We start from the raw sequence: 16,144 nt of genomic DNA, 5'->3' as shown, positions 1-16,144 counted from the left end.
CGGTTTCTGCCGCGAGCCCGGACTGAGTCGCCAGGACCCGCTCGTGGTCCGAGGCGGGGTCATGCCCACCATCATCCGGAGTTTCGATGATGTCTTTTCCCTTCCCCGGCAAGACCCGCTGATGGACCGCCGCGGATTCCTGCGCGGCGCCGGCGGTCTGGCTCTCGGTGCCGCCCTAGCCGGCTGCGGCCCGGCGCGATCCGCCGGTGGCCCGGTCACCGTCGAGATCTGGCACGGCCAGACCGACACCGGCAAGAAAGTGCTCGACGAGCTCGTCGCGGACTTCCACCGGACCCACCCCGGGATCCGGATCGACCTGGGCGGCGGTGTCCTCGCCGACGCGATGCTCCAGAAGATCACCGCGGCGCTCGCGTCGGGGTCGTTCCCGGACATCGCCTACGTCTTCGGTTCGGACCTCGCCAGCGTGGCGCGCAGCCCGAGCGTCGTCGACGTCACCGACCTCGTCGACGCGGGCCCCGGCTTCTGGGCGCCGGCGCGGGAAGCGGTCACCGTCAACGGCCGCGTCCGCGCGGTCCCGGCGCTGCTCGACTCACTGGCCGTGGTGTGCAACAAGGAGCTGTTCGGCAAGGCCGGGCTCCCCCTGCCCGCCGCGGGCTGGACGTGGGCCGACTTCGTCGGCACAGCGAAGAAACTCACCGACGCGGGCAGCGGCACCTTCGGCACCGCCTGGCCCGCCACCGGCGACGAGGACACCGTGTGGCGGCTGTGGCCGATGATCTGGGATCTCGGCGGCGACGTCGTCGGCGCCGGCGGGCGTGGCATCGGGTTCGCCGAACAGGGAGTCCGCGCCCTGGAGGTCGTCCGCGACCTCGCCGCGGCGCACGCGGTCTACCTCGATCCGAAGACCGGCAGCGAGCAGATGTACCAGGCGTTCGAAGCCGGTCACATCGGCATGGTCGCGACCGGCCCGTGGCAGCTGCCCGACATCACCGACGCCGGGATCGACTACGCGGTCGTGCCGCTGCCGAGCTTCAGCGGCCGCCCGATCACCATCTCCGGCCCGGACACCTGGACACTGTTCGACAACGGCGAAGAGCGCGTGGCGGCGGCCCGCACCTTCCTGTCCTGGCTGGCGGACCCGGCCCAGGACGTCCGCTGGGACGACGGCGCGGGCAGCCTCCCCCTGAGCCGCCGGACGCAGCAACTGCCCGCGTGGCAGGAGAAAACCGCCGAAACGCCGGGCCTGCCGGTCTTCGTGGACGCGCTGGAGAACGCCCGCGTCCGGCCGGTGCACCCGGCCTACCCCCAGGTGTCGGCGGCGCTCGGCACCGCGATCGTCTCCGTGCTGCTCGGCCGGGCGACGCCGCCCGATGCGATGCGCGACTGCGCCGCGGCCGCGAACGCCGCCCTGATCATTCCGCGATAGGGAGCCGCCATGCCCGGACTGCCGAGGCCCATCACCGTCACATCCGTACAACGGCGGCGCCGCGAAACGGCGGCCGCGTGGGCCTACGTCTCCCCCGCCGTGCTCATCATCCTCGGCCTCGGCGTGGTGCCCGTGCTCTGGTCGCTCGTGCTGTCCTTCCAGGCCGACGACCTGGTGACCCCGAGTCGCTGGGTCGGCCTGGACAACTACGCCGCGCTCGCTCAGGACCCGCACTTCGCCCAAGCCGTCGGGAACACCTTGCTGTACACGGTGCTCTACGTCCCGCTCAGCATCCTGTTCGGGTTCCTGCTGGCGCAGGCGCTGAACCGGCGCATCCGCCTGGTCGGCGTCTACCGGACGCTCGTGTTCGTCCCGTTCGTGCTGTCGGCGACGGCGCAGGGCGTGCTGTTCTCCTTCATCCTCGACCCGCAGTTCGGCGCGGCCAACTCGGCCCTGCACCACCTCGGCGTGTCGCCGCAGGGTTTCCTGACCGACCCGGCGCAGGCGCTGCTCGTACTGGTCGGCATCACGCTGTGGAGCGGCACGGGCTTCTGCGTCGTGGTGTACCTGGCCGCGCTGCAGGACGTCCCGCCGTCGCTGGTCGAGGCCGCGCGGCTGGACGGCGCCGGAACCTGGCGTGTGCTCCGGCACGTGACGCTGCCCGCGGTGACCCCGGTGACGGCGTTCCTGGTGCTGTGGCAGCTGATCACTTCGCTGCAGGTGTTCGACCTGGTCTACGTCACGACCAAGGGCGGCCCGCTCGGCTCGACCACGGTCATCGTCTACTTCGTCTGGGAGCAGGCGTTCAAGAACTTCACCGCCGGCTACGGCGCGGCGTCGGCCTACGTGCTGGCGCTGGCCCTGCTCGTCGTCGTGGTCGTCCTTCGGGTGCTGCGCCGGCCCGGGAAGGCCCTCCGATGAGGATACAGCCGATACAGCCGATACAGCCGACACGGTCCGCCCGGCTCGACGTGCCCGCGACCCGCGCGCTGCCCGTGCTGCGCCGGCCCCGGCTGCCCTTCAGCCCCTGGCACCTGCTGCTCGTGCCGCTGGCACTGCTGTTCGCGGCGCCGCTGGTGTGGCTGCTGCTCAGCTCCGTGATGAGCAACGCCGAGATCAACCGGTTCCCGCCCGCGCTGTGGCCGTCCCATGTGGACTTCGCCGGGTACCGCTATGTCCTCGAGAACGCGCTGTTCGTGCGCTGGTTCACGAACTCGCTGATCGTCTCGGCGGTGACCGTGGTGTCGAACCTGCTGTTCGGCACGCTGGGCGGGTACGCGTTCGCGCGGATGCGGTTCACCGGCTCGCGGGCGCTGCTCGCGCTGATGGTCGCGACGATGGCGATCCCGTTCCAGCTCACCATGATCCCGACGTTCCTGGTGATGAAGAAGCTCGGCCTGATCGACAGCCTCGGCGCGCTCATCGTGCCGTCGCTGGTGACGCCGTTCGCGGTGTTCCTGCTGCGTCAGTTCTTCCTGTCGCTGCCCCGGGAGCTCGAAGAGGCGGCGTGGATCGACGGCTGCTCGCGGCTGCGCGTGCTGTTCACCATCGTGCTGCCGCTGTCGCGGCCCGCGCTGAGCACGGTGGCCGTGCTGACGTTCCTGAGCACCTGGAACGACCTGACCTGGCCGCTGATCGCGGTCAACCACGACACCACTTACACGCTGCAGCTGGGGCTGACGACGTTCCAGGGCCAGCACCACACGAACTGGGCCGCGGTGATGGCGGGCAACGTGATCACCGTGCTGCCCGTGCTGCTGGCCTTCCTCGGCGCGCAGAAGACGTTCATCCAGTCGGTCACCTCCAGCGGGCTCAAGGGCTGAGGCGTCCACTTCGCACAACCGGATCGGATTTTCGATGACCCCCAAGATCACCTTCGTCGGCGCGGGCAGCGTCGTGTTCACGCAGGGCCTGCTGGCGGACCTGTTCGCCTACCCGGAGCTGGACGGCGTGCACGTCGCCCTGCACGACATCGACCCGGACCGGCTGGCCACCGCGCTGGCCGCGGCCCGGCGGATCGCCGCCGTGCGGGGCGTCAAACCGGTGCTCACCGCGCACGCGGACCGCCGGGAGGCGTTGTCGGGCGCGGACTTCGTCGTCGACATCGTCCAGATCGGAATGGGAGAGGCGACGCGCACCGACTTCGAGGTTCCAGCGCGCTACGGCCTGCGCCAGACCATCGGCGACACCCTCGGCATCGGCGGGATCTTCCGCGCGCTGCGGACGTTCCCCTTCCTCAAGGCACTCGGGGAGGACATCGCCGACGTCTGCCCGGAGGCCTGGCTGTTGAACTACACGAACCCGATGGCGATGAACGTCCAGTACCTGAGCGAGGCCACCGGGCTGACCCGGGTCGTCGGGCTGTGCCACTCGGTGTACTGGACCGTGCACGGGCTCGCCGAGCTCGTCGGGGTGCCGTTCGACGAGGTCACCTACGTCGCGGCGGGCGTCAACCACCAGGCGTGGGTGCTACGGTTCGAGCACGCGGGCGCGGACCTCTACCCGCGGCTGCGGGAGCTGGCCGAGTCGGACGAGCAGCTGCGGCGCCGCGTCCGGTTCGACATGCTGCGTCGGCTCGGCTACTACCCGACGGAGACCAGCGAGCACTCCGCCGAGTACGTGCCCTGGTACCTCAAGCACGACACCGAGATCGAGCGCCTGCGGTTGCCGATCGGGGACTACCTCGGCATCGTCGCGGAGAACGAAGCCGAGTACGAGCGGACCCGCCGGGCGATCGCGGCGGACGAGCCGCTGCCCGTCGAAGGCACGGGCGAATACGCGCCGCAGATCGTCCACAGTGTCTTGACGGGCACGCCGCGGACCGTCTACGGCAACGTAGTCAACCGGAGCCTGATCGAGAACCTGCCGTCCGGCGGCGTGGTCGAGGTGCCGTGCCTGGTCGACGGCACCGGCGTCCGGCCGACCCGGATCGGCGCGCTGCCGCCCCAGCTGGCGGCGCTCAACCGGACGTACCTGAGCGTCAACGACCTCGTCGTCCGAGCGGCCGTCGAAGACGACCCCCGCCACATCCGGCACGCGGCGATGACCGACCCCGCCACGGCGGCCACGCTGCCGGTCGAGCGGATCTTCGAGCTGTGCGACGACCTCGTCCGCGCCCACGGCGACCGGCTCCAGCCCGCCCTCCGCGCCGTCCTCGGCACCTGACCCGTGGCGAGGACGGTCAATCCCTGTCCAGCTGCCAGTCGCGGGCGGCTGGCGCACCCACGGCGGTTTCGTCTTGTCCGTACGGCACCGGGTCGGTCAGGTGAGGTCGGCCAGCGCCGGCGCGACCTGGGTGAGCTGGTCGATGCCGGGCCCGAACTCGGTGCCGATGGGCAGCAGCAGCGTGACGTGGTCGGCGCCGGCGGCCAGGTGCGCACGCACCTTCGCGGCGATCGTGTCCGGCCCGCCGTGGGCGACGAGCGCGTCCACCACCTCGTCGCTGTCTCCGGCGGGATAGCCGAGTTCGGCCAAGCCGTCCCGGAAGCCGGCGTTGCCCGACCAGCCGGCCACCACCTGCCGGGCGGTCGCCCGTGCCCGGTCGCGGTCGTCGTCCACCACCACGGACTGGCCCACCACCAGCAGCTTGTCCGGGCCGAGCAGCTGCCGGGCCCGCGCCGTGTGCTCCGGTGGCAGCCTGGCGGGCAGCGCGCCGTCGGCGATCTCGGCGGCCAGCCCGAGCATCTTCGGCCCGTTCGCGGCGAGGATCCGCGGATAGGCGGTGTCCGGCGCGGGTGGCCAGGTCTCGCCGTCCATGCCGCCGACGTAGTCGCGCATGGTGGCCAACGGCCTGCCGAACCCACGGCCGACGCTCTCCGCCTGCTGCGGGTAGCCGACCCCGAGGCCGAGCGTGAACCGGTCCGGGAAGGCCTGGGCGAAGTAGGCCGCGGCGCCGTGCGCGGTCTGCGGCGGCCGCGCCCAGATGTTCGCCACGCAGGTGCCGAACGCCATCCGCTCGGTGGCGGCCAGCAGCACGGACAGGTGCGCGAACGCGTCCTTGCCGATGACCTCGTTGGTCCACGCGGCCCGGTGACCGGCTCGTTCCAGCTGCCGGACCGCCGCCCGCTGGTGCTCGACCGGCGGCGTGCTGGTGAACGAGACCGGCAGGCAGACCCCGACCGGCCCCAGCGTCCGCCGCGCCACGTCCACTACCTCGTCGGCTCCCATGGTGCTCCCCCTCATCGCGTGAAGTAGTGGCCGGCGTCGAGGTCCGCGAGCAGTCCGGGACGGGCCGGGCGCCAGTCCGTCACCTTCTGCGTGACGGCGCTGGAGGCCGGCGCGTCCATCGCGAAGATCGGCCCGAGCCAGCCGAAGTGCTCGGCGGCCTGCTCCACGGGGACGGACGTGACCGGCAGGTTCAGGTGCTCGCCGATGCGCTCGGCGATCTGCCGCACCGGGATGCCCTCATCGCCCACCGCGTGCAGCCGGCTGCCCGCGGGCGCGTGCTCCAAAGCCAGCCGGTACAGCAGCGCGGCGTCCAGCCGGTGCACGGCAGGCCACGCGTTGGCCCCGTCGCCCGGATACGCCGACACGCCCCGCTCCCGGGCGATCCCGATCAGCCGCGGAACGAAGCCGTGGTGGTCACCCTCGCCGTGCACCGATCGCGGCAGCCGCAGCACCGAGCCGCGCACGCCACGGTCGGCGGACGCCAGCACCGCTTCCTCCGCGGCGAGCCGGGCCGCCGCGGGCGTCCCGGCTGCGGGGACGGTGTCCTCGGTCGCCGTCCCGCCCGGGAGCGCCGGGGTACCGGAGCTGATCACGAAGGGACGATCCGTGCCGGCCAGCGTCCGCGCGAGGGTCTCGACGGCACGCAGGTCCACCGCGACGGAGTGCTCGAAGTCGGTGAAGTCGTGGATGAACGCGGCGTGGATCACGCCGTCGGCCGAGGCGGCACCGGCGCGCAGGCCGTCCAGGTCCCCGAGGGTGCCGCGGTGCACCTCGGCCCCGGTCGCGGTGAGCGCGGCGGCGGACGCGTCCGATCGGGCCAGGCCGAGCACCTGGTGCCCGGCGTCGAGCAGTTCCCGCACGACCGCGGTCCCGATGAAGCCGGTCGCACCGGTGACGAATACGCGCATGATCTTGTCGGACTCCTTCGAGGGGGTGAGGCTCCGGCAGCGGCCGGGCCGGTTCTTCCACCCTGTCCCCGGACGGCCGTCCCGAGCCAATGAAACCTTCGTATCGCGCAATACGGCTTGCGCATCACCGCAGCTACTCTGGGGGCATGCCCGACCTCCCGACGGCGGTGAACCTCGATCTGCGGCTGGTCCACAGCTTCACGGTCATCGCCGAACACCGGCATTTCGGCCGCGCCGCCGAAGCCCTCCACGTCACCCAGCCGTCGCTGAGCCGGCAGATCCACCGCCTGGAACAGCAACTCGGCGTCCGGCTGCTGGACCGCACTCCGCGGGGCAGCAGCCTCACCGAGGCGGGCCAGGTGTTCCTGCCCCAGGCCACAGCGTTGCTGCGCACCGCGGCCCAGGCCATCGCGCGCACCAAGGCCGCGGCCCAGCCCAGCCGCATCACCGTCGGCTACACCACCGGCCTGATCGTCACCCCGGCCGTACGCGAGCTGCGCCACCGCCATCCCGACGCCGACGTGCGGACCCAGCACGTCGCCTTCCACGACATGCGGGCCGCCCTGCTGGAACACCGGGTGGACGCGGTGGTCGGCCGGCTGCCGTTCCCCACCGATCAGCTGCAGGTCACGGTGCTCTACGACGAACCGCGCGTCGTGATCGTGTCGCCGGACCACCGGCTGGCCGGCAAGGAGCAAGTCACCCTCGACGACATCGCCGACGAGCCCCTGCCCCGGCTGCGCGAGTCCGATCCGGCGTGGAGCGCCTACTGGCGCATCGATCCCCGCCCCGACGGCCGCCCCGCACCGGACGGTCCCGTCATCGACGCGATCGAGGACAAGTTCGAACTCGTCGCCGCCGGCCAAGCCGTGGCCATCTTCGCCGGCCACAACATCCGGGCCCTGCGTCCCGACCTCACCTCGATCCCGCTCGAGGGCGTCGATCCGGCCCATGTCGTCCTGGCCACCCGCGCCGACGACCGCAGCCGCCTGGTCGCCGCGTTCCGCAAGTACGCCCGGACCCACCTCGGCGCGCCGGACTCAGCCGAACCCACCCCGTCCTGACGCGGCTTCCCGGGGTGCGGCCTCGAGCACCACGGGATCCGCGCACCGCTCAGGAGACCGTCCACACCTGGCTCGAGGCGCCCGACCCGCCGAGCTGGCTGACCTGCGCGCCGCTCGCGGTCGACGACCCGGCCACCCCGATCACGAGGCCGCTGTTGACGTTCACCAGGACGTACTGACTGCCGGTGAGACTCCCCACCAGATCCGCCGCCCACTGCTGGCCGGCGGCGCCGGTGCACGTCCACTGCTGCAGCTGGATCCCGTTCGCCGTGGACCCGTCCGGCACGTCGAGGCACAGCCCGCTGTTGACGTTGACCATCGTGAAGACGTTGTCCGAGACCTTCGTCAACCGCCACTGCTGGTTGGTGCCCCCGTGCGCGGGCCACTGGATGATCTTGCCGCCGGCCGCGGTCGAGGCGCCCGAGGCGTCCATCACCATCGAGCTGTTGGCGTTCTTCAGCACGTGCGTGGTGGCGCTGGGCAGCCCCGAGTTCGCCGACCACGTCCCCGCGTCGGCGTCGAGGTTCCAGCTCGGGTACTGGCCCAGGTTGACCGTCGTGCCGCGGATCGTGAGCGGGAGCCAGATCAGCGGCGAATCGCCCATGGCGTTGCCCGTCCAGCGGTCGCCCGCGTAGATGTAGGTCGTCGCCGCACTGCCCTGGACCGTGATGATGTTCGCCGTCTGGCTGTTGTAGGTGTTCGTGCCCGGCGCCGCGAAGTTCCGGAACGCCGACCAGGGCCCGGCGGGCGACGTCGCGGTCGCGTAGACGTTGTCGTTGGTGGCCCACCCGGTCAGGTGCGAAGCCAGCAGGAAGTACGTCCCGCCGATCTTGATCATGGCCGGGGACTCGTAGTTCGGCAACGTCGTCACCGCACTCGCCACCGACGTGTAGTCCGCGGACAGCCGGTAGATGCGGAGGCTGCGCCCGGCGTTCTCGCTCATCAGGTACGCGGACCCGTCGGTGTCCTGGAACAGGCCGATGTCGCGGCTCTGGTTGCCCAGCGGCTGGAAGCTCCCCCGGTAGCTGTACGGGCCGCAGGGCGTGGGGCTGGTCGCCACGCCGACCCGCTGGTCGGAGTAGCTCGTGTTGTCGATGTGCAGGTACATCACGTACATCCGGGTGGTGGCGTTGTAAAGGACCTTCGGCCGTTCGACGATCCGGTTCGGCCCGAGGTCTCCACTGCCCTGCTTCGCCAGCGCGATCCCCTGGTGGGTCCAGTGCGCCAGATCCGTCGACGAGTAGCAGGGGATGTCCTGGAAAGCCGTGTTGGCCGTGGTCTGGCCGGTCTTGTCCTCGCCGAAGCCGTACCAGGTGGTACCGACCTGGACGATGCCCAGGCCGTGCAGCTGCAGAGCGCGACCGGCGGTGTCCGTGCGCGTGGCTCCGAGGGTGAACGTGTTCGTCGCGCCGTGCGCTTGCGCCGCGGGCACCAGGACGCCGGCCAGGACGGCGATCAGGACGACGAGCAGTGCGAGCGGCCGGTTCGCCTGTTCCCTCGGGAGCCGGTGCGGTGAGCTGGACATCCGGGGTTCCTTTCCCTTGTCGCACAGGTGCGTGGGTGCGTGGGTGCGTCAGCGTGCGGAGAAGTCCTGGTTGGTGCCGGGCGCGTTCTTGCACGGCCACTGGTCCAGCTGCTGCCCCGTGGCGCCACTGGCGCCGTAGACGTCCAGGCACAGGCCGCTGTTCCGGTTCTTGAACTGCCATGAGCCGTCGGACTGCTGCTGCGGCAGCCAGAGGCTTCCGGCGGAGGTGCTCGCCGGCTGCTGGACGATGTCCGGGACGCCTTGCGCCGTCGAGCCGCCGGACACCGAGACGTCCTGGCCGGAGTTCCGCGCCCGCAGTTCGCCGTAGCCGCCGGAAGCCGCGACGAACTGGAACTGCTGGTTGCTCTGCCCGTTGCAGGTCCACTGGTCGATGGCGGCGCCGGCGGTGCTCGAGTTGCCGTACACGTCCAGGCACAGGTTGCCGGCGGCGGTCACGAGCGTGTGGTCGCCGGCCGGGAAACCACCCGTGCTACCGGAGACGGTCCAGGTGAACGTCGCCGTCCCGGACGCGCCGGTGGTGTCCGTGGCGGTGACCGTCACGGCGTAGGTCCCGCCCGCTGTCGGAGTGCCGGTGATCAGGCCGGAGGAGGCGTTGATCGACAGCCCCGGCGGGAGGCCGGTGGCCGCGTAGGCCAGGCTCTGCCCGGCCGCCGAGTCGGTCGCGTGGATCTGCAGGCCGCTGATCGCCGTACCGGCGGTCCCGGTCTGGTCGCCGGGGCTGGTGACGGTGACGGTGTTGCCACCCGTGGGACCGGTCGGCGTCAGGTAGATCGCGAAGGCGTCGTGCGAAGCCTGGAAGGTGAACGGGATCGTCACCGAACCGCCGGAGACGTTCACGTTCTGGCTGAAGACGACCTGGGGTGCGCTCAGCGGCGCCTGGTCCGGGATCCGCTGCACCACGACCTTGACGCTGCCGTTGCCGGCCAGCCACGGCACCGAGGACAGCCCGGTGAAGGCGACCGACGCGGGGCCGGTGTACCCCTTCTCGTCACCGATGACGGCGACGGCGCGTTGGGCCGCACTGTCCTTGGCCGCCGAGATCGCCGTGGAGCCGACCTGTCCGGAGGTGTTCACCAGCGTGCCGGTCATGTCCGCGTAGTCGCGAAGCACCCACCAGTGGCCGGTCGGCAGCCAGGTTCCCCCGCTCTGGGTCAGGATCCCGGTCAGGTTCGGCGTCACGCAGCAAACCCAGTTGCCCCGCATCGCGTTGACGTAGCTCGACTGCGCGAACCGCGCCACGTACCAGGCCGTCACGCCGGCGGTCTGCCGGTCGGCGGGCTGGTATTCGTTGGCGGACAAGGGAATGGGCGAGAGCCCGTTGTTCGAAAGGTACCGGGTGATCGACTGGCCGACCTGCACCGGGTCGTCCCCATCGCCCTCGTCGTGGTTGGTGATCTCGTCCGGCACGGTCCCGGCCGCCTTGGTGTGCGACAGGAACGCGTTCCACTCGGCCGGGTTCTGGTCCGGCGTGAACGCCAGCGACGGCCCCACGATCAGCGTGCCCGGCGCGATCCGGCGGATCTCCCGGTAGGCGGTGTCCCACATCTGGAAGTACTGCGGGCTGGACACCCCTCGGGTCCAGAACGCGGAGATGTCGGGCTCGTTCCAGATGTCGTAGGCGAACTTCAGCCCCGACGCCTGCAACGCACCGACAGTGGCGTCGATGAAGCTGATCCAGTTCGAGCAGTTGCCGTTGTCGCACGGGTACATCGTGTTCGACGGCTGACCGCCGTTCGCGCCGTAGATGTCGCTGACCAGCACCTGGTACTGCGCGTGGTAGGGCGGCTGGGTCAGCCGCCTGGCCTGCGCGATGATCGAGTTCACGTCGGCCTTGGTGGCGGTGCCGTTCTGGTAGTTGTCCCTGATCCAGCCGCCGGAGAACCAGCCACCCCCGCGGAAGGCCGTGATGCCGAGCGGCTGCAGGTACTGGTCCGCCGGCTGCGTGCCGTCCTGGCTGATGCCGTACAGGAACCCCTCGCCGACCGCGGTCGCGGGCCCGCGCGCCGACGAAAGGTCCACCGTCATCGACTCACCCGCCGCCGCGTACCCCGAAGCTGCCGGCAGCAACGGGAACGCCACCACCAGAACCGCTGCGACCGCCGACGCCAGGCGCCCCGACCGGAGTTTCGTCCTCATCGACTCCTCCTGCGGTTCGGCGCCACCTCACTGTGGCGCGACACGACGGGACGCGGAACGGAGTGTTCTGCGTCCGGTGCGGAAAAGATTCGTCGGCGGCCGGCCGGCTCGCCGGGCGTCGAACCGGTTCGCTGACCGGTCCGCCAGAATAGTACGAACCCGGTCGGCGGCAGGTCAATGACGTCTTGCACCCCACCGGGCGCGCCGACACATGGACCGATTCAGCCGGATGTCCTGAACTTCTTGCTGTCACTCGATATCCGGCTTCGCCGTCACTCTGGTCCGCACCTGGTTCCCGACGCGGGAACCGGACCGGAACTGAAACTTACATCGCCACCGAATGGGCGGTCGAATCGGTTCGAGTGGCGGCGGTTTGCCCGTCGGCCTCGCCAGATCTCCCCCGCGCCGGGTGACGGCCGGGGCGCCGTGCGCGGGCACCGTGGGGTCCGCCGCCGTCCGTCTCCGGAGGGATCCGCATGGTGCGAGCAACGTTCACCGATTTCCCGGCCCACCGGTTCCGCAAGCCCCGGCGGCGCCGGACCGCGGCCGGTGACCGGCAGGCGCGCCGCTCCGCGCGGCACCCCTTCCGGGGACTCGCCGACCGGTTCGGCGGCGCGCACCCGCCACCGGTCCCGTGGCCGCCCGAAAGCGACCTCGGGACCGGTGGCACTTCGCCGCCCCGTGCGCTCGTGGTGCTGCTGGGCGCCGCCGCCGCGGTGGTCGTGCTGGCCGGTATCCAGGCCATCGCCTGGTTCGCCGGCCCGGTGTTCCTCGCCCTGGTCGTCGTGATCACCCTCGATCCCGTGCGGACGTGGCTGCGGGACAAGGGGCTGCCGCGCTGGCTGACCGTCGCCGTGCTGGTCGTCACCGTCTACACGGCGTTGCTCGCCTTCTTCCTCGTCGTCGTGGTGTCCGTCGCGCAGCTGTCGGCTCTGCTCCCCGGCTACGCCGGGCGGGTCGACGAACTGCTGCACGACGGGCTGACCGTGCTCGGCCGGTTCGGGGTCGGCGAACTCCAGCTGCGGACCATGCTGTCGTCCCTCGACGTGGGGAAGCTGGTCGGCCTGGCCGGTTCCCTGCTCGCCGGGGTCGGCGGCCTGGTGACGAACCTGGCCTTCCTGTTCGCCCTCCTGCTGTTCCTCAGCGCCGAGACCGCATGGGCGGGCCGGCGCCTCGAGCGGATCGGGCGCGACCGGCCGTGGATTTCCGCGTCGTTGCGCGGGTTCGTCACCGGCACCCGGCGGTACCTGCTCGTGACGACCGTGTTCGGCGGGCTCGTGGCGGCGCTCGACACCACCGCGCTGGCCCTGCTCTCCGTGCCGGGTGCCGTGCTGTGGGGGCTGCTCGCCTTCGTCACCAACTACATCCCCAATGTGGGCTTCGTGATCGGGGTCGTCCCGCCCGCGCTGATCGCGCTCCTCGACGGCGGCTGGCGCAGCCTGCTCCTGGTGCTGGTGGTGTACGCCGCGCTGAACTTCGTGGTGCAGTCGCTGATCCAGCCCCGGTTCGTCGCCGGCTCGGTCGGTCTGTCCACTTTGGTCACTGTGCTGGCGCTGGTGTTCTGGACCTGGCTGCTGGGCCCGCTCGGCGCGGTCCTCGCCGTGCCGGCCACCCTGCTCGCCAAGGCACTGCTGGTGGACGTCGACCCGCGGGCCCGCTGGGCCGACGCGCTGCTGTCGGCACCTCGCCGCGACGAAGGGTGAGGAACGTCAGGTCAGCCCGTGCTGGCGAGCGACCACGACAGCGGAACGCCGGTTGTTCACACCGAGCTTGCCGTAGATGGCCCGCACGTGCGTCTTCACCGTGTTGACCGAAACCGTGAGGTCGGACGCGATCTCGTCCAGCGACCGCTGAGACGGCAGCCGCTGCAGCACCACCTGCTCGCGGTCGGTCAGGTCGCTGGGCGGGGCGTGCGGGACCAGCCGGCCGCGGACCGCCTGGGCGAACCGGTCCAGCGAGCCGAACCCGCCGGAGTGGTCGATCAGCAGGTGCCCGACCCGCGGTTCGGCGAGGGCGAACGGCCGCACCAGCCCGTTCGGGCGGGCGAGCGCGAGCGCGCGGTCGAGGGCGTGCAGGGCCTTGGTCCGCCGGTGCGAGCGCAGGGCGAGCGCCGTTTCGGCCAGCGACCGGTCGACCGGGGTGGCCGGCAGCAACGCCGTCGCCGAGGCGGTGTCCCGCAGGACCGCTTCGGCCGCCTCGGTTTCGTCGGCGGCGAGGTGGGCGCGGACCCGCAGGACCGCCAGCTCGCCGCTGCCGGGCAGCCGCTCGTGCACCCAGGCGAGCACTTCGGCCGCGTGCAGGCCTTCGCCGAGGGTGAGCGCCGCGTGGTACTCCGCGACCGCGCACACCCCGACGACCTCGCGGGACAGCTCCAGGTCGGCGAGCCGGTGCCGCGCGGCCCGCATGACCTGCGAGCTCGCCACCCGGTCGCCGTCGTCGAAGCGCACCATGCCTTCGAAGAACTCGCGCAGCGGCCGCAGCAGCGGCACGCCCCCGGGCACTTCCGCCGTCGCCGCCTGGGCCAGTTCCCGGGCCGCGGCGACCGGCTCGGCGCGCATCAGGTCGTCGTAGGCCAGCAGCAGGTGGCACTCCGCCACTCCCGGGGACCGGCGCCAGCCGTGCCGTCGCGCGACGGCGAGGGCACCGGTGCAGGCCCGCCGCATCGCCGGGTGATCCCCGCCGACGGCGGTGGCGACGGCGACCGCGAGCCTGCTGTGGAGCACCAGGTGGTCGAGCCGCTCGCCCTTGGCCAGCCGCATGGCTTCCTGCGCCTGGGTGACGGCGTGCCGGCGTGCGCCCCGGTACACCGACCGCCATGCGCGATCGAGGTTCGCCCACGCGACGGTTTCCGGGCGGCGGGCCGTCGGCAGCTCCGCCTCCGGCGGGTGCCTTCCCGTCACCGAGGCCAAGTGCCGGACGGCGAGCGGCCACAAGTCGTCGTCCGCCGCTTCTTCGCCGAGGTCGGCCCGCGCTTCGGCGAGCCGGCCGCGTTGGATGTGCTCCAGTGCGGACGCCAGCCGCAGTTGCGTGCTCGCGGCGACGGTCCCGGCGCCCAGGTGGGTCAGCGCGACCCGCACCGGATCGCCGTCGCCGGCCAGCACCTGGCGCACGGCCTGATCCCGGGCCAGCGCCAGGACCCGCACCCGGTCGCGCCCCGCCACGGCGTGCCGGAGCGCCTCCCCGAACCGGCCTTCGCCGGCGTACCACCGCGCGGCGATCCCGTGCAGCCGCGGCACCCGCGCCGGGTCCCGCCGCGCCAGCTCGGCACGCAGGAAGACGCGCAGCAGCGGCGGGAGCCGGTAGGTCTCGGCCGGGGTCCGCGTGACGAGACCCAGCTCGCGCTCGAGTTCGTCCAGCCTGGCCCCGGCGTCCGGACGGCCCGACAGGCGGACCGCGAGCGCCGGCCCGGCCGCGTCACAGACGCTCAGTGACAGCAGGAGATCCGACGTCGCCGCGGGCAGGCGCGAGAACACTTCCTCGGCGAGGAACCGGGCGACGGCACGATCGTCACCGGTGACGGAGGCGACGAGGGCGTCCGCGTTCTCCGCTTCCCGCACCGAAACCGCGGCCCAGCCGAGGGCCGCGGCCCAGCCCGCGGTGCGTTCGGTGAGCTCGCGCACGCGGTCGTCGCCCACGGTGGCCCCGGTGGCCCGCAACAGGTTCCCGGTTTCCTTCGCGGTGAACCGGAGTTCGGCGGCCTCCACCCGGGACAGGGCACCTTCGACGTGCAGGCGGGCCAGCCGCAGCCGCGGCTCGACGCGGGTGGCCAGCACCAGCCGCAGCCCGGGCGGCAGGTGGCGCGCGAGGGTCGCGAGCGCCTCGAGCGGTTCCGGGTGCGAAAGCTCCTGGAGGTCGTCCAGGACCAGCCGGACCGGGTGGTCCAGACCGGCGACCGCGTCGTCGAGGTCGGCCAGGAACGCGCGCCGCCGCCCGGGCTGTGGCGGACCGAGCCGGTGCAGGACTCCGTCCACGGGCACGACGGGACACCGGCGCAACGCGCCGAGGATCGCCGCCCACAACCGGGACTCGTCGTTGTCGTCCTCGTCCAGGGACACCCAGGCGACGGCGCGACCGTCGCGCGCCCAGCCGGCCAGCGCCGTGGTCTTGCCGGCCCCGGCCGGCGCCCGGACCACCGTGACGGGCCGGGTGGTGGCGCGGTCGAGCAGCACCCCCAGCCGCGCACGGGGGACGAAGATCCCGGGCAGCCGCGGGACCGCGACCTTGCCGCCGGGAACCGGCCGGAACGGGCTTGTCACTGGATCGGGCACGTCAACCTCTCGGCTGTCGGGAGACTTCGCCCCGGATCCGCGGTCGACGCCGGGCGGAGGCCACGACTGTACTGATCACGGGCAGGCGAGGAGGATGCCGGGTCACCAGATTTCGTAGGTGGCTTGGTCACCGTGCACGATGACGGCCCAGATCACGAGGACGTCGAGGGCGATCACGATGACGCCCCAGAACGGGTACGCGGACAGGAAAGCCAGCTGCGCCAGCGCGTTGAACCCGGCGAGCGCGACCGTCACGACCCGCGCCCACTGCGAGCCGGTGGACAACGCGACACCGGTCACGACCACGAGGCAGCCGACGATCAGGTGGAGCCAGCCCCAGCCGGCCAGGGAGAAGACGAGCAGCCCGGACGGGCCGACGACGTAGTAGTCGCGGTCGAACAACGCGACCACGCCTTCCACCACGGTGAACAGTCCCACCAGGACGGTGATCGCCGAGGCGAACCAGATCCAGCCGACCCGCCGTGACCGCGCGACGGCCCGCTCCGGCGGGAGGGGTGCCCGGGCGCCGGTCGTCCCGGCCCGGGGCTGCATGGGTTCGGTCATGATCCCTCTTCCTCGTTCGTCGACGAACTGCGGACCCGGGCGATCATGGTCGGTCGCCGGTCCGCCGGGCCTCGCCCGCCCCAGGTGAGATCAGGTGGTCCGGT

12 protein-coding genes are annotated in these 16,144 nt (G+C 72.0%); 6 read left to right on the top strand and 6 right to left on the bottom strand.

What is annotated here, in order from left to right:
* The first annotated feature begins 61 nt into the window (after positions 1 to 61).
* The 4 genes from CF165_RS27840 to CF165_RS27825 are packed head-to-tail and all read left to right on the top strand — an operon-like array spanning position 62 to position 4,552.
* Positions 62 to 1,387 (top strand): ABC transporter substrate-binding protein, encoded by a 1,326-nt coding sequence (locus CF165_RS27840; RefSeq protein ID WP_240521828.1) that lies wholly within the window; start codon positions 62 to 64, stop codon positions 1,385 to 1,387.
* Between the two features lie 9 nt (positions 1,388 to 1,396).
* Positions 1,397 to 2,308, top strand: a complete 912-nt coding sequence (locus CF165_RS27835; RefSeq protein WP_167441581.1) for a carbohydrate ABC transporter permease — start codon at positions 1,397 to 1,399, stop codon at positions 2,306 to 2,308.
* A 50-nt stretch (positions 2,309 to 2,358) separates the two neighbouring features.
* Positions 2,359 to 3,210, top strand: a complete 852-nt coding sequence (locus CF165_RS27830; RefSeq protein ID WP_240521827.1) for a carbohydrate ABC transporter permease — start codon at positions 2,359 to 2,361, stop codon at positions 3,208 to 3,210.
* A gap of 34 nt (positions 3,211 to 3,244) precedes the next feature.
* The gene (locus tag CF165_RS27825; protein WP_093950519.1) at positions 3,245 to 4,552 is read left to right on the top strand and encodes an alpha-glucosidase/alpha-galactosidase; all 1,308 of its coding nucleotides are present in this window, start codon (positions 3,245 to 3,247) and stop codon (positions 4,550 to 4,552) included.
* A gap of 96 nt (positions 4,553 to 4,648) precedes the next feature.
* Here the strand turns inward: CF165_RS27825 and CF165_RS27820 are convergent, their stop codons facing one another.
* Together CF165_RS27820 and CF165_RS27815 are read right to left on the bottom strand one after the other, a co-directional pair.
* Positions 4,649 to 5,554 (bottom strand): TIGR03620 family F420-dependent LLM class oxidoreductase, encoded by a 906-nt coding sequence (locus CF165_RS27820; RefSeq protein ID WP_093950518.1) that lies wholly within the window; start codon positions 5,552 to 5,554, stop codon positions 4,649 to 4,651.
* Positions 5,555 to 5,565: 11 nt separating this feature from the next.
* Entirely contained in the window at positions 5,566 to 6,462 is an 897-nt protein-coding gene (locus CF165_RS27815) for an SDR family oxidoreductase (RefSeq protein WP_093950517.1), read from the bottom strand.
* 146 nt (positions 6,463 to 6,608) lie between these two features.
* On the opposite strand from CF165_RS27815, the gene CF165_RS27810 reads away from it, so the two are divergent.
* A complete protein-coding gene (locus CF165_RS27810) occupies positions 6,609 to 7,526 on the top strand; it encodes a LysR family transcriptional regulator (RefSeq protein ID WP_093950516.1) in 918 nt (305 codons plus the stop codon).
* 49 nt (positions 7,527 to 7,575) lie between these two features.
* On the opposite strand, the gene CF165_RS27805 is transcribed toward CF165_RS27810, so the two are convergent.
* Together CF165_RS27805 and CF165_RS27800 are read right to left on the bottom strand one after the other, a co-directional pair.
* Complete coding sequence (locus tag CF165_RS27805; RefSeq protein WP_093950515.1) at positions 7,576 to 9,051, bottom strand: RICIN domain-containing protein; 1,476 nt, start codon at positions 9,049 to 9,051, stop codon at positions 7,576 to 7,578.
* 48 nt (positions 9,052 to 9,099) lie between these two features.
* Entirely contained in the window at positions 9,100 to 11,208 is a 2,109-nt protein-coding gene (locus CF165_RS27800; protein ID WP_093950514.1) for an RICIN domain-containing protein, read from the bottom strand.
* 476 nt (positions 11,209 to 11,684) lie between these two features.
* On the opposite strand from CF165_RS27800, the gene CF165_RS27795 reads away from it, so the two are divergent.
* Positions 11,685 to 12,911: an AI-2E family transporter gene (locus CF165_RS27795; RefSeq protein ID WP_093950513.1), complete on the top strand. Its 1,227-nt coding sequence runs from the start codon at positions 11,685 to 11,687 to the stop codon at positions 12,909 to 12,911.
* 6 nt (positions 12,912 to 12,917) lie between these two features.
* Here CF165_RS27795 and CF165_RS27790 read toward each other — a convergent pair whose 3' ends face one another.
* Positions 12,918 to 15,476, bottom strand: coding sequence for a winged helix-turn-helix domain-containing protein (locus CF165_RS27790; RefSeq protein ID WP_093950512.1), 2,559 nt, complete (start codon positions 15,474 to 15,476; stop codon positions 12,918 to 12,920).
* Between the two features lie 102 nt (positions 15,477 to 15,578).
* The gene (locus CF165_RS27785) at positions 15,579 to 16,040 is read right to left on the bottom strand and encodes a DUF7144 family membrane protein (protein ID WP_093950511.1); all 462 of its coding nucleotides are present in this window, start codon (positions 16,038 to 16,040) and stop codon (positions 15,579 to 15,581) included.
* Positions 16,041 to 16,144 lie beyond the last annotated feature (104 nt).

This window comes from Amycolatopsis vastitatis (genome assembly GCF_002234595.1).
Lineage (GTDB): Bacteria > Actinomycetota > Actinomycetes > Mycobacteriales > Pseudonocardiaceae > Amycolatopsis > Amycolatopsis vastitatis.
Note: the sequence above shows the minus strand (reverse complement) of the source record. Positions and strands in the feature narration are given on the sequence as shown.